15 protein-coding genes are annotated in these 16,559 nt (G+C 70.3%); 3 read left to right on the forward strand and 12 right to left on the reverse strand.

All coding sequences use genetic code 11. The features are described 5' to 3' along the window. Positions 1-136: 136 nt before the first annotated feature. The 7 genes from ABTX24_RS23220 to ABTX24_RS23250 form a co-directional block, all read right to left on the reverse strand. Positions 137-427, reverse strand: a complete 291-nt coding sequence (locus tag ABTX24_RS23220; RefSeq protein WP_201451241.1) for a chorismate mutase — start codon at positions 425-427, stop codon at positions 137-139. A 43-nt stretch (positions 428-470) separates the two neighbouring features. Next, on the reverse strand, positions 471-839 hold the full coding sequence (trxA, locus tag ABTX24_RS23225; protein ID WP_160027609.1) for a thioredoxin: 369 nt from the start codon (positions 837-839) through the stop codon (positions 471-473). Positions 840-945: 106 nt separating this feature from the next. Then, positions 946-1,086 carry a hypothetical protein gene (locus tag ABTX24_RS23230; protein WP_183543801.1) on the reverse strand — a complete coding sequence of 47 codons (141 nt, stop codon included), beginning with the start codon at positions 1,084-1,086 and terminating at the stop codon, positions 946-948. 82 nt (positions 1,087-1,168) lie between these two features. Further along, positions 1,169-3,376: a DEAD/DEAH box helicase gene (locus ABTX24_RS23235; protein ID WP_350842941.1), complete on the reverse strand. Its 2,208-nt coding sequence runs from the start codon at positions 3,374-3,376 to the stop codon at positions 1,169-1,171. 284 nt (positions 3,377-3,660) lie between these two features. Then, the gene (locus tag ABTX24_RS23240) at positions 3,661-4,350 is read right to left on the reverse strand and encodes a hypothetical protein (protein ID WP_160027605.1); all 690 of its coding nucleotides are present in this window, start codon (positions 4,348-4,350) and stop codon (positions 3,661-3,663) included. An 84-nt stretch (positions 4,351-4,434) separates the two neighbouring features. Continuing rightward, positions 4,435-5,193, reverse strand: coding sequence for an alpha/beta hydrolase family protein (locus ABTX24_RS23245; RefSeq protein ID WP_160027604.1), 759 nt, complete (start codon positions 5,191-5,193; stop codon positions 4,435-4,437). A gap of 43 nt (positions 5,194-5,236) precedes the next feature. Continuing rightward, on the reverse strand, positions 5,237-6,619 hold the full coding sequence (locus tag ABTX24_RS23250; protein WP_350842943.1) for an NAD-dependent succinate-semialdehyde dehydrogenase: 1,383 nt from the start codon (positions 6,617-6,619) through the stop codon (positions 5,237-5,239). A 134-nt stretch (positions 6,620-6,753) separates the two neighbouring features. Between ABTX24_RS23250 and ABTX24_RS23255 the strand changes: the two genes are divergently transcribed. Then, positions 6,754-7,602 carry an acyl-CoA thioesterase domain-containing protein gene (locus ABTX24_RS23255; protein WP_350842945.1) on the forward strand — a complete coding sequence of 283 codons (849 nt, stop codon included), beginning with the start codon at positions 6,754-6,756 and terminating at the stop codon, positions 7,600-7,602. Between the two features lie 91 nt (positions 7,603-7,693). Here ABTX24_RS23255 and ABTX24_RS23260 read toward each other — a convergent pair whose 3' ends face one another. After that, the gene (locus ABTX24_RS23260) at positions 7,694-9,874 is read right to left on the reverse strand and encodes an Eco57I restriction-modification methylase domain-containing protein (protein WP_350842946.1); all 2,181 of its coding nucleotides are present in this window, start codon (positions 9,872-9,874) and stop codon (positions 7,694-7,696) included. Positions 9,875-9,988: 114 nt separating this feature from the next. Between ABTX24_RS23260 and ABTX24_RS23265 the strand changes: the two genes are divergently transcribed. Then, positions 9,989-11,104, forward strand: coding sequence for an MGDG synthase family glycosyltransferase (locus ABTX24_RS23265; protein ID WP_350842948.1), 1,116 nt, complete (start codon positions 9,989-9,991; stop codon positions 11,102-11,104). On the opposite strand, the gene ABTX24_RS23270 is transcribed toward ABTX24_RS23265, so the two are convergent. The 3 genes from ABTX24_RS23270 to ABTX24_RS23280 all read right to left on the reverse strand — a co-directional run bounded on the left by ABTX24_RS23270 (position 11,101) and on the right by ABTX24_RS23280 (position 13,681). Further along, complete coding sequence (locus tag ABTX24_RS23270; RefSeq protein WP_350842950.1) at positions 11,101-12,012, reverse strand: amidohydrolase family protein; 912 nt, start codon at positions 12,010-12,012, stop codon at positions 11,101-11,103. The two genes, ABTX24_RS23265 and ABTX24_RS23270, sit on opposite strands and share 4 nt — an antisense overlap. A gap of 11 nt (positions 12,013-12,023) precedes the next feature. Beyond that, a complete protein-coding gene (locus ABTX24_RS23275; protein ID WP_350842952.1) occupies positions 12,024-12,896 on the reverse strand; it encodes an RNase H family protein in 873 nt (290 codons plus the stop codon). Positions 12,897-13,000: 104 nt separating this feature from the next. Beyond that, a complete protein-coding gene (locus tag ABTX24_RS23280) occupies positions 13,001-13,681 on the reverse strand; it encodes a DNA-binding response regulator (protein WP_350842954.1) in 681 nt (226 codons plus the stop codon). A 98-nt stretch (positions 13,682-13,779) separates the two neighbouring features. Here ABTX24_RS23280 and ABTX24_RS23285 point away from each other — a divergent pair, with 98 nt between their 5' ends. Continuing rightward, positions 13,780-14,697 carry an aldo/keto reductase gene (locus ABTX24_RS23285; RefSeq protein WP_350842956.1) on the forward strand — a complete coding sequence of 306 codons (918 nt, stop codon included), beginning with the start codon at positions 13,780-13,782 and terminating at the stop codon, positions 14,695-14,697. Between the two features lie 10 nt (positions 14,698-14,707). Here the strand turns inward: ABTX24_RS23285 and ABTX24_RS23290 are convergent, their stop codons facing one another. Next, complete coding sequence (locus tag ABTX24_RS23290; protein ID WP_350842958.1) at positions 14,708-16,558, reverse strand: AMP-dependent synthetase/ligase; 1,851 nt, start codon at positions 16,556-16,558, stop codon at positions 14,708-14,710. Position 16,559: the final 1 nt, after the last annotated feature.

Below are 16,559 nucleotides of genomic sequence, written 5' to 3' on the forward strand. Positions count from 1 at the left end.
CCGACACCGCTCGCCGCGAGGACCTTCCTCACGGTCGTACGTCCAGACCGGCGACGGGGATACCCGGGCGGGACCCGAGCGAACTGCCTATTACCGGCGAGTAGATGGGCAGTTCGCTACCGGACTACCCCGACGCTCAGTCCTCGACGAATTGGCGGTGGTTGCGGATCACCTCGGCGATGATCACGTTGAGGATCTTCTCGGCGAACTCGGGGTCGAGGCCGGCGTCGTCGGAGAGCCGGCGGAGCCGCTCGATCTGGACCGCCTCGCGGCTCGGATCGGCTGGCGGGAAGCCCGCGCGCGCCTTCAGCCGGCCGACCTGCTCGGTGCACTTGAAGCGCTCGGCGAGAAGGTGGACAAGGGCGGCGTCGAGGTTGTCGATGCTGCCGCGCAGGCGCAGGAGCTCGTCGTGGGCGTCTTCGGTCACAGCGCTATCAAACCCGATGCCGGCCCCGGAGCACCGACGAGTCTTACTCGCCGGACTCCTTCGAGGACTGCTCGGCAAGCGCCTTGTCGATGTCGAGCTCGACGACGGCGTCGATGACCTGCTTGAGCGCGGGCGCGGGGAGCGCACCGGGCTGCGAGAAGACGAGGTTGCCCTTCTTGAAGGCCATCAGCGTCGGGATCGAGGTGATGTTGGCGGCACCGGCGAGCGCCTGCTCGGCCTCGGTGTCGACCTTCCCGAAGACGATCTCGGGGTGCTCCTGGGAGGCGGCGTCGTAGATCGGGCCGAACTGGCGGCACGGGCCGCACCAGGACGCCCAGAAGTCGACGAGGACGATCTCGTTGTCGGTGACGGTGCTCTCGAAGTTCTCTGCGCCGAGCTCGACGGTGGGCATGGGGCTCTCGCTTCCGGTCTGGGGTGGGTGCGCGCCGGATCGGCGGGCACGTACGTCTCAACGCACGTGCGTCACTGAGGATTCCCCGTGCGGATTCCTCGTGGGATCAGGGAAGACGCTTGCTCTTCGGCCCGATCTGCCGCTCGATGCGGCTGCGTGGCTGCCCGGTCAGCTTGGCGACGATCGGAACCCGGAACACGTATCCACCGACAGCCGCTGCGATGACCAGCAAGATAATCCAGAACATGTGATCCAGCGTACGCCGGACCACCCAGGCCCCACCTCAGGATTCTCCCTGAGATGGGGCCCGGACGAGTCCTGGGTCGGTGTCAGGCGGCGCGCCGGCCGCGGCGGCCGGACTCGCGCTTGCGCAGAGCGTCGGTCAGCAGCGAGACCAGAGCCTCGAGCTGTACGTCGGCGGAGTCGGTGACCTCTTCGTCGGAGCCGTCCAGGGCACGAGCCGCGAGGCCGGCCTTGGAGTCGATCAGCTCGGCGATCCGGGTGTCGATGGTCTGCGAGGCGATGATGCGCCAGGCGGTGACCGGCTCGGTCTGGCCGATGCGGTGGACACGGTCGATCGCCTGGGTCTGCTCGGCGTCGGTCCAGGAGAGCTCGGCCAGGATCAGGTTGGAGGCGGCCTGCAGGTTGACGCCGACACCGGCGGCGGTGAGCGAGCAGACGATGATCTTGACCTCGGGGTCGTTCATGAACTCGTCGATGGCCTTCTCGCGTGCCTTCGAGGTCTGGTCGCCGCGGATCGTGGAGTAGCGGATGCCGCGCTCCTCGAAGAGCTTCTGCGCGGTGTCCATCACCTCGATGTGCTTGGCGAAGAAGACGACCTTGCCGACGTTGCGCGCCAGCTGAGCGGCGTAGTCGGCGGCCAGCGAGGCCTTCGCGCGACCGATGCGGCGCATCATCCCGAAGACGTTCTCGCCGGTGGAGGCGTCCTGGTCCTCGCGCTCCCAGGTGGCGACGCGGCGGATCAGCTCGAGGTCGAGCTCGCCGGGGGCCGGCTTGGCGCCGGTCACCCGGGTCTCGATCGCGGTGTCGTAGCGCTGCATCATCCGCTTGGCCAGCTCGGCCTCTGCGGCCCGGATCGAGCGGCCCTCGGCGTCGTCGAGCTCGACCGGCAGGTCGGCCACGCGGCGCGCCGGGATGTCGCTGGCGACGTCGATCTTGCGGCGGCGCACGATGCCCTGGTTGACGACGACGCGGCGGGCCGCGCCGTAGAAGCTGTTGTCCTGCGGGGTCAGGCCGGTCTCCTCGAGCCCCTCGAGCAGGCCGTTGAGCGGTTTGACGTCGTCGATCCAGCCGAGGAACTGCCAGATCGCCCGGAAGTCCTCGATGTCGTTGATCAGCGGGGTGCCGGTCAGCGCCATCAGCAGCGGATTGGCCGTACGCTGCCGGATCTTCTCCGAGAGGGCCAGCACGTGCTGGGAGCGCTGGGAGGACTTGTTCTTGATGAAGTGGGCCTCGTCGACGACCATGCCCTTGAAGCCGAACTCGCCGAGCCAGCCGACGTGGCGGTCGAGGATCTCGTAGTTGACCACGATGATGTCGGCGAAGCCATCGATGTCCTCGCCGTTGCCGTGGACCACGGTCGCCTTCTTGGACGGCGTCCAGAGGTCGACCTCGCGGGCCCAGTTGGCCTTGACGACGTTGGGCACGACCACGAGCAGCGGGTAGGCGTCGGCCGCCTCGGCGGCGAGCAGCGCCTGCGCGGTCTTGCCGAGGCCCGGCTCGTCGGCCAGCAGGTAGGAGCGGTGGCCCTCGGCCGCGGAGGCGACCAGCTGCGCCTGGTGGTGCATGAGCTCGCGGGTGCCCGGCGCGTCGATGTGACCGGGGCCGTAGGCGGGCGGCTCGGGCAGCGGCATGCAGGAGGGCCCGGAGTCGGCGTACTCGAAGCTTCGGAACAGCGGCCCGAGGAGCTCCCAGCCGGACAGACGGCGGGCGTGCACCGGCGGGCGGGCGTTGGTGAAGTCGGGCACCAGGAACGGGTTGGAGAGCTGGCGCTGGATGACGCTGGTCGGGACCACGCGCTTGTCGGGGACCACGACGGCAGGCGTCTCGTCCTCGTCCTCCTCCTCGTCCTCAGGCACGTCGACGCCGCCACGGGCCATCAGCTCGTGCTTGAGGTCGACGGCGGCCTCGGAGATCTCGGCGTCCTCGGCGAGGAGCTCGAACAGGCGCGAGTCCATGGTCGCGGTCTTGGCGAGGATCGTGGCGATCCCGTCCAGACGCTTGAGCTGCTCGGCGCGGCGACCCTCGTTGAGGGTCTCGTCCTCGAGCACGCGGTGGCGCTCGTCTCGGGCGAGAAGCGCGACGACCTGGAACTTGGTCCGTACGTCGGGCATGGCCGAGCGGCGCTGAACGGCCGACTCCACCTCGCGGACGACCTGCGCGAGCACCGGAATGATGCCCTCGTTGTCCTTGTGGACGCCCTTGCGGCGACCGTTCTGCCCGGACTTGCCGGCGTTGCCGTTGCTACGTGAACGGCCGGACCGGTTGTTGCGCCGGGTAGCGGCTCCCTGAGCCAACTGAATCCTCCTTGGGGCCACGCACGGGTGAGTGGCATGTCCAAATGCCGACCCTCATCGGCCGGTCGCCCTCCCAGGGCTCACGCAGATCGATGGCAGACGACTGACGACCGCGGCCAAACAGCGGATACGCGCGATCGGCGCCTCATCGACCGGGCCAGTGACTCGTTCGGTCCCCACGACGAACGTCCACGAGCCGGGCGCTTGGAGCGAGTGTAACCCCACCCACACCGGTTAGCGGAAGTCTCGTTCGGCGTTTTCTGTCAATTGATCAAACGCGAGGCTCAGGCAGGCCTCGGATGAGCCCGGTAGAACTCGCGTGCGCGCCTTCCGAGACGGTTGGTGGCGACGTCCGAGAGCACCACACCGAGCGGGATGTTGAGCACCGGGATGCCGCGCAGGACGACACGCCGGGCGACCCGGACACCGACGAGGTGCGCCATCGAACTGGTGGCCTCGACGGTCTTGTTCACCGCCCAGCGGGAGACGGCCCGGACGCCGAAGCGGCTGCCAGCGGCGCCCGCCACGCTGCCGCCGCCGTCGAAGAGCAGGTTCACGCCGGCCAGCTTGAGGAACTCGTTGACCCGCACCGGATCCTCCAGATCGTGTCCGTACGCGGCGGCGATGTGCATCACCAGGCGCTGCTCGATCCACGCCAGCGCGATCAGGTCGCCGAGGATCGCCGTCCCGGCCGCGGCCACGACCGCAGCCGGACCGCCGATCACGGCCGGCACCTCGGCGACGGCGATCATCGCGCCGCCGCTGGCACCCTGCAGACGAGCGAACCAGCGGTGCTTCCTGATCAGCTCGTCGACGTACGCCTCGGTGTCGAAGCCGGGCTCGGACCGGTCCGCGGCGACCTTCCTGGCGATCTCCGGACCCTGGGTCGCGACCAGGTGGCCGACCAGCACCTGCGGTGCCGCAGACCCTGCCGTGATCAGCTCCTTGACCGGGAACTTCGGCTTCTTGATCATCTACCCTCCGCGTCGCTCGGCGACCGTGCCACCGTCTGAATGGCCCGAACCTATCCGAGGTCGACGCGGCGACAGCGCTGCGACTCAGTCGATCAGGTACTGATCCGCCCAGGCCGAGATGATCCGGGCGGCGCGCTGGGCCTGGCCGCGCTTCGTGAGGAGATGGTCGGAGCCCTCCAGGGACACGAAGGACCGCGGGTGGCGGGCGGTGTTGAAGATGTCGGAGGCGTTCTCGATGCCGACCGTGGTGTCGGTCGGGCTGTGCATGACCAGGAGCGGCTTCTTGAGCTGCATGATCTTGTGGCGCAGGTCGGCGCGGCGTACGTCATGGACGAAGGCCTTGCGCAGGGTCAGCGACTTGCCACCCGCCATCCACGGCGCCTCGCCGTCCTCCAGCACACGGGAGAGCACGGCGTCGTAGTTGTGCTCGACGTGCGCCGGCTGGAACGGAGCCGCGACGGTGGCGACGGCATCGACGCCGACCCCGTCAGCGGCTGCAGCGAGGACCGCCGCACCGCCGAAGGAGTGGCCGACGAGCAGCTCGGCCGGGGTGCCGCGCTCGGCCATGAAACGGGTGGCCTCGACGGTGTCGGCGACCTTGTGGGTGAAGGAGCCGTCGCCCCAGTCGCCCTCGGAGTCGCCGAGCCCGAGGTTGTCGAAGCGCAGCATCCCGATGCCCTCGGCGGCAAGCTGCTTGCAGATCCGTGCCGCGGCCGGAGAGTCCTTCCCGAGGGTGAAACCGTGACTGAACACGCCCCAGCCACGCACCTCACCCTCGGGCAGGTCGATGAGACCGGCCAGCATGGGTCCGGACGTACTCTTGAAGGTCACCTTCTCAGCCACGCCCAGGATTCTCTCAGAATCCGGCGCGACTGATCGGTTCTGCTCAGCGCTCGACGTAGAACAGACGCTTGTTGAGGAACTCGTCGATCCCGAGCGGGCCGAGCTCGCGGCCGAAGCCGGAGCGCTTGGTGCCGCCGAAGGGGACGTCGGCGCCCTCGCCGGCCGGCGTGTTGACGTTGGCCATGCCGACCTCGAGCTGCTGGGCGACGGCGATCGCGCGTGCCTCGTCGGTCGAGAAGACGGCGCCACCGAGGCCGTACTCGACCGCGTTGGCCAGCTCGACGGCCTCCTCGTCGGTGCTCACCTTGTAGACGACGGCGACCGGGCCGAAGAGCTCCTCGGTGTAGGCGCGCATCTCCGGCGTGACACCGGTGAGGACGGCGGGGGCGAAGAAGGCGTCGGGGCCGTCCGAGATCTCGCCGCCTGCGTGGAGCGTAGCGCCCTTGTCGACGGCATCCTGGATCTGGTCGCGCAGCGCCTCGGCGGCCTTGCGGGCCACCAGCGGGGAGTAGACGGTGTCGTCGCCGTCCTCGCCCTCGAGCGGCTTCATCGCGGCGGCGCGCTTGGTGAGGGCCGCGACGAAGTCGTCGTAGACGCCCTCGTTCACGATCATCCGCTTGTTGCCGTTGCAGACCTGGCCGACGTTCTCCATCCGGGTCGCCCAGGCGGTCTCGGCAGCCTCGTCGATGTCGTCGGAGTCGAGGATGATGTACGGGTCGGAGCCGCCGAGCTCGAGGACGACCTTCTTCAGGTGGCGGCCGGCGGCCTCGGCGACCGCCGTACCGGCGCGCTCGGAGCCGGTGAGGGAGACCGCGCGGACCCGCGGGTCGGCGATCATCGTGGCGATCTGCTCGTGGGTGGCGTAGAGGTTCTGGTAGACGCCCTCGGGGAGGCCGGCGTCCGCGAAGATCTTCGCGATCGCGGCCGAGGAGCGCGGGCAGTTCTCGGCGTGCTTGAGGATGACGGTGTTGCCGGCGACCAGGTTGGGCGCGGCAAAGCGGGCGACCTGGTAGTAGGGGTAGTTCCACGGCATGACACCGAGCACCGGGCCGAGCGGGAGACGCTGGATGACCGCCTTGCCCTCGTGGCCGGGCAGGTCGGTCTCCGCGAGCAGCTCGGGGCCGTGGTCGGCGTAGTAGGCGGTGATCTCGCCGGAGAACTCGGCCTCGCCGGCGCCGGAGGAGGCCTTCTTGCCCATCTCGGTGCGGATGATCCTCCCGAGCTCCGCGGCCCGCTCGGTGAAGAGGTCCGCGGCGCGCTTCACGATCGCGGAACGCTCCTCGATCGGGGTCGAGCGCCAGGCTTCGTACGCCTTCTTGGACCGCTCCAGCGCCTCCTCCACCTCGGCATCGGTGGCGAATGGGAAGGTCTCGATCACCTCGCCGGTTGCGGGGTCGGTCACCTGGTACGGAGGCGTGGTGCTCATCGTCATCCTCTTCGATCGGGGGCTGCTTTGGTGCGATGGTACGTGGTTTTGGAGCGCTTTTGATGACGGAACCGTTACTCTTTACCGGTTCTGGCAACTGAATCCGAAGTTAGGACACGTTCTAGAATGTCCGCATGGATCTCGCATTCTTCCGGCGCACCGATGACGGTTTCGAGCCTACGCCGATGGCTCGCAGCATGTGGGCCGAGGACCACATGCACGGAGTGGCCGCCAGCGGCCTGATCGCTCGCGGTCTCGAGGACCAGATCGAGGAGCTCGGACGTGCCTCGGAACTGGTCCCCTCGCGCTATCACGTGGACCTGTTCCGGCCGCCGCGGATGGTGCCGACGCGGATCCGTACGAGGGTCGTACGCAACGGCCCGCGCATCGCACTGCTCGACGCCGAGATGGTCCAGTCAGCGGCCGATGGCTCGGAGCAGGTCGTGGCTCGGGCGACGTGCACCTACCTGCTCGCCGGCGAGAACCCGGCCGGCGACGTCTGGTCGTCGACCGACCGCGCCACTCCCCCGCCGCTCGAGGTCGCGCCGCCGACCTCCGAGCCGCACGTACCGTTCTTCGTCTCCGAGAACCCCTGGTCCGACGACTTCGGCAAGCACCAGAACGCCGGGCGCCACGTCACCTGGCAGGTTGCCGTACCGACCGTCGCCGGCGAGCCGATGACCCCGTTCCAGACCGTGGCCTCCATCGCCGACGCCACCTCGATGGTCACCAACTGGGGCAGCAACGGCGTGGAGTGGATCAACACCGACATCTCGCTCGCCCTCGCCCGGCGCCCGGCCGGGATGGAGGTCGGCCTCGCCACCATCGACCACGTCGCCCATGAGGGCATCTCCGTCGGCACCGCCGAGGTCTTCGACCGCGAGGGCACCATCGGCACCGCCACCGTCACCGCCCTGGCCAACGCCAAGCGCACCGTCGACTTCACCGCTCCTGGCGAGGGCGGTCCCGCCACCCCGGTCTAGCCGAAACCGCAGTTGTGGCGGCCGAATCCGCACTTGTGGGCGACGAAACTCTCGTTTCGTCGCCCACTACTGCAGTCTCGGCCGCCAGAACTCACGTCTCGGCGGGCGCTTGTGCCTTCTCGGCTAGGGCGAGGTTCTGGTCGACGAGGGCGGCCATGAGGGCTCGCTGACGGGTCGGGGTGAGGCCGAAGCCGGAGGGGGTGAGGTCGGGGGTGGCCAGGGACTCGTCGAGGCCGTGGAGGCGGGCGGTCGCGTGGTTGACGTCCGCGATGGCCTGGCGGAGGTCGGTGGTCGCGGGATCGTGGGTGTCGGGGTCGCCGACGAGGTTGAGTACGCCGGTGATGCCGATCCGGCGCTCCTCGCCGACCCGGTCGAGGGCCGCCAGGAGCGTGACGCCGGCCGGGCGGAGCGGCTCGAGGTCAGCGGGGAACGGGTAGGTGGCACGCAGGCGCGAGGGGTTGTAGCGGTAGGCGGTGTTGAGCATGGTGCCGCCGGCGCGTACCGCCCAGACCCGGTGGAGGTCGGAGGCCAGGAAGGCGTACGCAGCCGGGTCCTGGGTGGGATAGACGACCAGCCCGTTGGAGAAGACGTGGTCGGCACCGACCAGCACGGGCCACAGATGCTTGCTGTGCTTGCTGAACGCGATGACGTGCGAGAGCCCGGCGGCGTCGCGGTAGAGCTCGTCGACCGGGCTGAGGAAGCCCCACCAGCGCTCCTTGAGCTGGGGGTACTTCACGAACTGGCGACGGCGCTCGGCACGCACCTTCGACCGCACCAGCCGCGCGAGCGCACGGTCCTCGGCGAGCTCCTCCAGGCCCAGCTTGCCGACGTCGAGCACGAAGCGGGAGGCGGTCGAGCCGCAGGGGGTCACCAGGTCCTCGCCGCTCAGGTAGGGGCGCACGGTGTGCCCGAGCGGACCGCGTCCGAGAGCCTCCGCCTCGGCCGGCGTCAGGACGAGCGTGCGGCCGAGCACGATCGTGCCCTGATAGCCGTGAGGCAGCGGTACGTCGAGATCCAGCCGCGCCGGCTCCGGGAGGGAGAAGCCGTCCTCGAGCGTCCCGGTGATCGCCGGGACCGATCGCCCGTCGAGCCACGCGCTGTCCAGCGGCCGCGTGGTGAGCCAGATCTTCGCGAACCGCACGCCCGCCGTCGGCCACGGGGCCGAACGCTCCGCCCGGGCGACCTGCCAGCCGCGGTCCAATAGCGCCCCGAGGCCGAAGCGCGCGGTGTCACCCTCGCTGATCGAGTCGGTCGTGATCAGCCCGATCTCGCCGCGACTGAGAGCGGCTGCCCGGAGCAGGAAGTAGATGACGTAGTCGGCCCGCCTCGTCGTGCCCCCGGCGAGCGTGTGCGCGAGGTAGTCGCGCAGCTCCTGGCCGATCGCGTCCCGCACCCGCTTCACCCCGAGGTAGGGCGGGTTGCCGACCACCGCGTCGAAGCCGCCGCGCGCCATCACCTCGGGCGCGACCAGCGCCCAGTGGATCGGCCGGACGGCGGGCACCGGCAGACGCCGACACCGACTCAGTGCCGCGTAGGCCTCCTCGAGCCGTCTCCCCGGCCGACCGCCCAGCGGCAGCGCGACCGCGACCATGGCATCGGCGTACGCCTCGGGGTCATCGACGCCGGCTGGCAGCTCGTCCGCGTCGACGAATCCGACCAGCGAGTTGCCGCACAGGATCCGGTCGTCGAGGAAGGTCAGCGGGAGCGAGGGGTCCTCGCAGAGCAGCCAGAGGGAGAGCTTGGCGATGTCGACCGCGACCGGGTCGATGTCGGCACCGTAGAGGCAGCGCGTGACGATCTCGGCCACGGGCCGCTCGCACGCGGACGCCAGATGACGGGCGGAGGCGAGGAGGAAGACGCCGGTCCCGGCGGCGATGTCGACCACGGCCGGGTCGGCGGAGGCGACCGGAGCCAGCGCGTGGGCGACGACCTCGTCGGCGAGCTCGGGAGGGGTGTAGTGGGCGCCGTTGTCGCGTCGCGAGGAGACCTCGAGCAGCGCCTCGTAGACGTAACCGATCTCCTCCAGAACGAGATCATCGACCGCGGCCCCATCCAGGAACAGATAGTTCGACAGCAGATGATCCGGCTGCGGACCGTCCGCGCACGACAGCAACCCGGCGGCGTCCAGGGCAGCGTCGGTGAGCACCATCCCCCGTGCCCGCGCGAACCCCGCCACGACACTGCGCATCACCGCCGCCACCGCCGAGGGGCCGCCGCCCAGCTCGGCAACCGCCGACCGCGCTCGAGTGCGCAGTGCCCGGGGCGTGATCACAGGATGAACCATAGAACGCCCGCAGGTTCGCGGAGACGAACCGATGGTGAAGAGTGACGCGACGGGGTGCCCCCGTTCACCACAACGTCACACCGTGCGTACAGAATCCGGCGCATGTCAATCGACTCGGAGCGGCTCGGGCCCCTCCTTCACCTCCGGCCCGGCACGGCTCCCCGCGTGGCGATCATCTCCGCGAGCTACGGCGCCGGCCACAACTCGGCCTCCCGGGAGATCTCACGAGCGCTCGGGGAGGCCGGATGCGACGTCGAGATCTTCGACTTCGTCGACCTGATGCCCTGGCGGCTCGGGCACGGACTGAAGGTCGGCTACAAGATGCAGCTCCAGGTCAGCCCCGACTCGTGGGGCACCACGATGAGTCTGGTCATGCCGGGACGCCCGCTCCACAAGCCGTTCAACCGGTTCCTTCGCCTCTCCACGCGCAACCTCACCGAGGCCATGCGCGGCGCCGATCTGGTCATCTCGACCCATCCGTTCTGCTCCCAGGTCATCGGCCACCTGCGCACCAGCGGACAGCTCACCGTGCCGGCGGTCACCTATCTCACCGACGCCGCCGTCCCGGCGCTGTGGATCAACCCCGGCATGGACCTCAACCTCGCCATCCACGAGGTCGCCGCACGCGAGGCGCGCATGCTCGGCGGCAACGCGGCGGTGGTCCAGCCGCTGGTCCCGCCGGGGGCGGCGTACGTCCCGGGCCAGGTCTTCCCCGATCCGCTCGCCGACCTCGACCTGGAGGGTCCTCGGGCACTGGTCACCGGCGGCTCGCTGGGCGCGGGTGCGCTTGAGCAGACCGCCCGCGACATCCTCGAGCACAGCGACATGACCCCGGTGGTCCTCTGCGCGACCGATCCCTGTCTCAAGCGCCGCCTGGAGCGGATCCCCGGTGTCGTGGCGCTCGGCTGGCGCACCGACGTACGCGCCCTGATGGCGACCAGCGACTGCGTCGTCCAGAACGCCGGCGGCTTCACCTCGCTCGAGGCCCTGGCCTCGGGCACGCCGGTGATCACCTACCGCTCGATCTCCGGCCACGGCGCGGCCAACTCGGCCAACCTGGACCGTGCCGGACTGATCCCGTGGGCTCGCGACGAGGTCGAGCTCGCCAAGCACCTGGAAGTCGCCGCCGAGTCGCCACGGTTCAACCGGCTCGCGCTCGGCGTCCCCGACATCGTCCAGATCCTCACCGACAGCTACGACGAGACCGCCGTGGCCTAGCCGGCCGGCGGCAGCCCGAAGAGCCGCGCGGCGTTCTCGTAGAGCACCCCGCGTGTCCACTCGTCACCGAGCCCGAGCCCCAGGACCCCGTCGACCGCCTCTAGATAGGGATAGGGGATGTTCGGGAAGTCGCTCCCGAACAGCACCCGCTCGCCCAGCGCCTTCAGGCGCGGCAGTTCCTCGGCCGGGAAGGGCGTCGACGCCTCGGTGAAGGCGGTGAAGGCCATGGTGGTGTCCAGGTGCACGCCGTCGTACTTCTCCACCAGGTCGAGGAAGCGCGAGTAGTCCGGCAGCCCCATGTGAGCGACGATCAGCACCAGGTCCGGATAGCGTCCGAGCAGCGCCTCCATGCCGCTGGGTCCGGTGAACCGACCCGGGGCGGGGCCGTGTCCCGAGTGGATCACCAGCGGCGTACCGGACTGCGAGAGCACCTCCCAGACCGGGTCGAGCAGCGGCAAGTTGGGGTCGTAGTCGCCGACCTGGACGTGCGCCTTGAAGATCCGCGCCCCCGCCTCGACGGCCTCGCGCACGTAGTCACCCGCACCCGGCTCCGGGTAGAACGTCGCCGACTGCAGGCAGTCCGGCTTGTCCGCCGCGAACTCCGCACCCCACTGGTTCAGCCATGCCGCCATCCCCGGCTTGTGCGGATAGGTGAGCGCCGAGAAGTGACGTACGCCGAGATCCCGCAGCACCCGGAGCCGCTCCTCCTCGGAGTGCCGATAGGCGATCGGCCACGGCTGGCCGGTCAACGGCCCGACCGCATCGAAGTAGGCCCACACCTTGTCGAGCATCCGCGCGGGCAGGAAGTGGGTGTGTACGTCGAAGATGCCGTCCAGGCCCAGCGCATCGAGCCGCGCGCGAAGCTGCGCGGGCTCGTCGGGGGCGATGGTGACCGTAGGAGCGTTCACGAGGGCCGAACCTACCCGGCGGTGGCGGACCCAGCGGCCACGGGCGCAGCAAAGGTCTCCGCGATCGCCCGAGCCCTCTCGGGCACTTCGTCGGCGGTCAGCCCCCAGGTCCCCTCCGCGAAGCGCCGTGCGAGCTTCGCGAGCGAGTCGGCACCCTCGTTGAGCGCCTCGCCGACGTGGCCGCGCACCCACTCGAAGGAGAGCCGGTCGGACTCGCGGCACAGGTCGTCGTGCATCCGGGTCAGGCCGGCGAGCTCGGCACGGTGCTCGCTCTCATAGCCCTTCGGCATCGACAGCTCACCGCGGAGCCAGTCCTCGATCATCGCGAGCGCGACCCGGGAGTCGGTCCGGATGGTCAGCGTCCGGCGGGGCAGCGCCCGCACCGCCTCCGCGATCGCCTGCAGCTCGGCCAGGACCACGAGCGACTGCGGGTCGCGGATCCGGGCGTTGGGCACCTGCCGGCCGAAGCCGTGCTGGCCGTCGCCGGCGAGCCATCCCCAGCCGATGAACCCGCGATGGGCCGAGCCGTCGGTCGCCACCACCAGCGGCGGCATCGGGCCGGCCCGATGGATCGCCAGCGCTTCCACCGCCTCCGCCCGGATGTCCGCGTCCTCGTCGGCGAACGGCACCACGGTGACCCCGGGATAGGCGTCGGCGATCTCGTCGGTCAGTATCCAGAACCGCGCGTTGGACGGCAGCGCCACCACGACCTGGACCGGCGCGAGCGACTCCAGCGACTCGTACGCCGCCCCGACCGCCGCGATGATCGCGTCCTCGGTCCCGCGGGCACCCAGCGATCCCGCCGCCTGCAGCCCCGGACCAGCCAGGACCCAGTCCCATCTCTCGGCATCGCTGCACTCTTTGACGACGATGAAGCAACGCATTGCTGACCTCCTGACCCGCCCGAACAAGTCGTCCTCGACGTTACCGGGCGGCCCCTGAGAACGTGACTCCGCCGTCAGGATCCGGACACCGCTGACCGGATCGGTCAGACGAGCCCGAGCTCTCGCGCGCGTACGCCCGCCTGGAACCGGGACGCGGCGCCGAGCGCCTCCATGAGCTCGGCGACCCGGCGCCGGTAGGTGCGTACGCCCAGCCCGAGGGTGCGCGCCGCGGCCTCGTCCTTCACGCCCCGGCCGAGCAGGTCGAGCACCTGCGGCGCGATGTCGCGCAGCTCGGCGATCCGGGCGTCGTAGGCGTCGACGGTCGTCGCCGAGCGCCAGGCCGCGTCGAAGAGCGAGGTGACGCCCTGGACCACCTCGGGCTGGGTGACGATGCTGAAGCTGCGCTCGCCCAGGCGCGGGTCGCCGGCGAGGATCGCGACCCGGCGGTCGATCAGGATCGTCTCGTTGATCTCGTCGGGGGTGATCCGGATCTGGGCGCCGCGGACGTCGCGGATCTCGCGCAGATGGGCGGCGGAGACCGGGTCGAGCAGCACGTTGGGCCGGTAGACCTTCCGCAGCCGCACCTCGGCCCCGTCGCGACCGCACAGCGCCGCTCTGATGCCGGACTCGGTGCGCGCGGCCGACCAGGTGCGCAGGTCGATCGCCGCACAGGCGATGTCGGTGGCGGCCGCGAACAGGTGCGAGGTGCGCCGCACGAGCTCCTCCTCGCCGCGTACGACGGCGACGGTCCAGCCCGTCCGGATCGTCCCCACCGTGTTGGTCACGGCATCGATTTTCCCCCGCCCGCCAAGACGAGAGCCGCGATCGGCAACAACCTGCCAACGGCGTGAGTACGCGGCGCCGGATCGCGACGCTGGAGGGCATGACCACGAACCACATCACCGCCGGTGCCGCCGGCACCTGGCAGCTCGGCGACAAGCGGATCAACCGGATTGGCTTCGGCGCGATGCGCCTGATCGGCAACCTCTCCACCCCGATCGCCCCCGACCGCGAGAACGCGATCGCCGTCCTCGGCCGCGCCGTCGAGCTCGGCGTGAACCACATCGACACTGCGGCGATCTACTTCACCCCGACGCGCTCGGCCAACGAGCTGATCGCGACCGCCCTCCAGCCGTACGCCGACGACCTGCTGATCGCGACCAAGGTCGGCCCCACCCCACGGAGCCGCGACGGCGCCTGGGAGTCCGACCCCCGACCCGAGCACCTGCGCCACCAGGTCGAGGAGAACATCCGCCAGCTCGGCCTCGACCACCTCGACCTGGTGAACCTGCGCTGGGGAGTCGGCCGCGAGCGCGGCACCGGATCGATCGCCGACCACTTCGGCGCCCTGCTCGACCTGCGCGAGGCGGGCCTGGTCGAGCACGTCGGCCTCTCCAACATCGGCCCCGAGCAGCTCACCGAGGCGCTCGCGATCGGGCCCGTGGCCTGCGTACAGAACCAGTACGGTCTCACCACCCGCCGTGAGGACGACGCCCTGCTGCGGCTGTGCGGCGAGCACGGGGTCGCGTTCGTGCCCTTCAACTCCATCGGCGCCGCCGTCGCCGGCGCTGTCCCCGGAACCGCCCCCGACGAGACCGGTCGCGAGGTCGTCGAGGCCATCGCCGCGGCGCACTCCGCCGCCCCCTCCCAGGTACGCCTCGCCTGGACGCTCCACCAGGGTCCGCACGTGCTCGCCATCCCCGGCACCGCCGACCTCGCCCACCTCGAGGAGAACATCGCCGCCGGCGCCCTACGGCTCACCGACGAGGAGGTGAGCCGCTTGGACGCCGTCGCCGCGTAGGCCGCCCGGCTCAGTCCTGGGTGTAGAGGCCGTCGATGACGTCGGCGTACTTCTTGCTCACCACCCGCCGCTTGAGCTTCAGGGTCGGGGTGAGCTCTTCGGACTCGGCGGTCCACTCCTCGCCGAGCAGCTCGAAGGCCTTGACCTGCTCGGGGCGGGAGAGGCGGGCGTTGGCGGCGTCGACGGCCTGGGCGACGGCGCCCCGGATGACCGGGTGCTGGGCCAGCTCGGCGAGCGAACCTGCCTCGACGCCGAGCTTCTGAGCGACCACGGGCGCGATCTCGCCGTCGAGGGTGAGGACGGCGACTACGTACGAACGGCCGTCACCCACCACCATCGCGTGGCCGACGAGCGGGCTCTCCTTGAGGAGGTTCTCGATGTTGGAGGGGGCGATGTTCTTGCCCGCGGAGTTGATGATCATCTCCTTCTTGCGGTCGACCACGGTGAGGAAGCCGTCCTCGTCGAGCGAGCCGATGTCGCCGGTGTGCAGCCAGCCCTCGGAGTCGAAGAGCGCGGCGGTGGCATCGGGTCGGCCCACGTAGCCCGGGGTCATGATCGGGCCCCGGAACAGGATCTCGCCGTCCTCGGCGATGCGCAGCTCGATGCCGGGCTGGGCGCGTCCGACGGTGCCGAGCCGGAAGGCCCCCGGGCCGTTGCCGGTGGCCGCCCCGGTGGTCTCGGTCATGCCGTAGACGTCGTAGATCTTCAGCCCCAGGCCGGCGAAGAACTTCGCCACCTCGATCGGCATCGGCGCCGCCGCGCTGGCCGCCCACTCGACCCTGTCGAGGCCGAGGAGCGCACGCATGGTCGACAGGACCGCGGCGTCGACCTGTTCGAACTGTGCCTGCAGCTCGGGTGAGGTGGTCTGCCCGAACTGCTGCGACTCGACGTAGGCCAGCCCGACCGCCATCGCCTTCTCGACACCCGCCTTCTTGGCCTCGTCGGTCTCGGCGGCGAGCAGCGCGGTGACGCCGGTGCGGATCTTCTCCCAGACCCGCGGCACCCCGAAGAAGCTGGTCGGGTGCACCTCCTGGAGGGTGCCGAGCAGCAGCGCGGGGTCCTGGACCAGGTAGACGTGGCCGCCGTTGAACTGCGGGATGTAGAGGCTGAGCACCCGCTCGGCGATGTGCGCGAACGGCAGGTACGAGACGAGCACTCCCGGCTCCACGACCCCGGAGACCGTCAGCGAGCTGGTCGTCTCGAAGACGATGTTGCGGTGGGTGAGCACCACACCCTTCGGCTGCCCGGTCGTGCCCGAGGTGTAGAGCATCGTGACCGTGTCGTCAGGGCTCACCGCGGCACTGCGCGCGTCCAGCTCCTCGCCGACCTCGGCCAGCGCCGCTGCGCCCGAGGCCACGAAGTCGTCCCAGGCGACCGCCCGCGGGTCGTCCTCCACGGCGGTGTCGATGGTGACGACGCGTACGATCTCCTCGCGCTTGAGCCCGAGCGCCCAGCGGGCGACGTGGTCGTCGGTCTCGAGCACGACGATCCGCGGGTCGGCGTGCTCGGCGACGTAGCCGACCTGGTCGGGCGCGAGGGTGTTGTAGATGCTGATCGGGACACCACCGGCGAGCACCGTGGCCATGTCGGCGACGACGTGCTCGATGCGGTTCGCTGCCATGATCGCGACCGACTCCCCCGGCTGGAGACCGGCAGCGATGTAGGCGGCGGCCAGCTTGCGGGCACGCTGGTGCAGCTCGCCCCAGGTCAGCGTGCGCCAGCCCGTGCCGTCAGGGGTGTGCCGGTCGGAGAAGGCCGGCTCGGAGCCGCGGTCGGCGACCACCTTGGCGAGTACGTCGACCATGGTCCGGTCGCCGATCTGGGACTCGAGGGCGGCACGGTCGGCGAGGACGTCGGGCATC

It is taken from the genome of Nocardioides sp. NPDC127514 (assembly GCF_040302125.1).
In the GTDB taxonomy this organism is placed as follows: domain Bacteria; phylum Actinomycetota; class Actinomycetes; order Propionibacteriales; family Nocardioidaceae; genus Nocardioides.

Coding starts and splice junctions, on each gene's coding strand:
- ABTX24_RS23255 (WP_350842945.1), top strand. CDS start 6,754: ATGGATCTCGCATTCTTCCGGCGCACCGATGACGGTTTCGAGCCTACG.
- ABTX24_RS23250 (WP_350842943.1), bottom strand. CDS start 6,619: ATGAGCACCACGCCTCCGTACCAGGTGACCGACCCCGCAACCGGCGAG.
- ABTX24_RS23275 (WP_350842952.1), bottom strand. CDS start 12,896: ATGCGTTGCTTCATCGTCGTCAAAGAGTGCAGCGATGCCGAGAGATGG.
- trxA (WP_160027609.1), bottom strand. CDS start 839: ATGCCCACCGTCGAGCTCGGCGCAGAGAACTTCGAGAGCACCGTCACC.
- ABTX24_RS23230 (WP_183543801.1), bottom strand. CDS start 1,086: ATGTTCTGGATTATCTTGCTGGTCATCGCAGCGGCTGTCGGTGGATAC.
- ABTX24_RS23265 (WP_350842948.1), top strand. CDS start 9,989: ATGTCAATCGACTCGGAGCGGCTCGGGCCCCTCCTTCACCTCCGGCCC.
- ABTX24_RS23290 (WP_350842958.1), bottom strand. CDS start 16,558: ATGCCCGACGTCCTCGCCGACCGTGCCGCCCTCGAGTCCCAGATCGGC.
- ABTX24_RS23285 (WP_350842956.1), top strand. CDS start 13,780: ATGACCACGAACCACATCACCGCCGGTGCCGCCGGCACCTGGCAGCTC.
- ABTX24_RS23240 (WP_160027605.1), bottom strand. CDS start 4,350: ATGATCAAGAAGCCGAAGTTCCCGGTCAAGGAGCTGATCACGGCAGGG.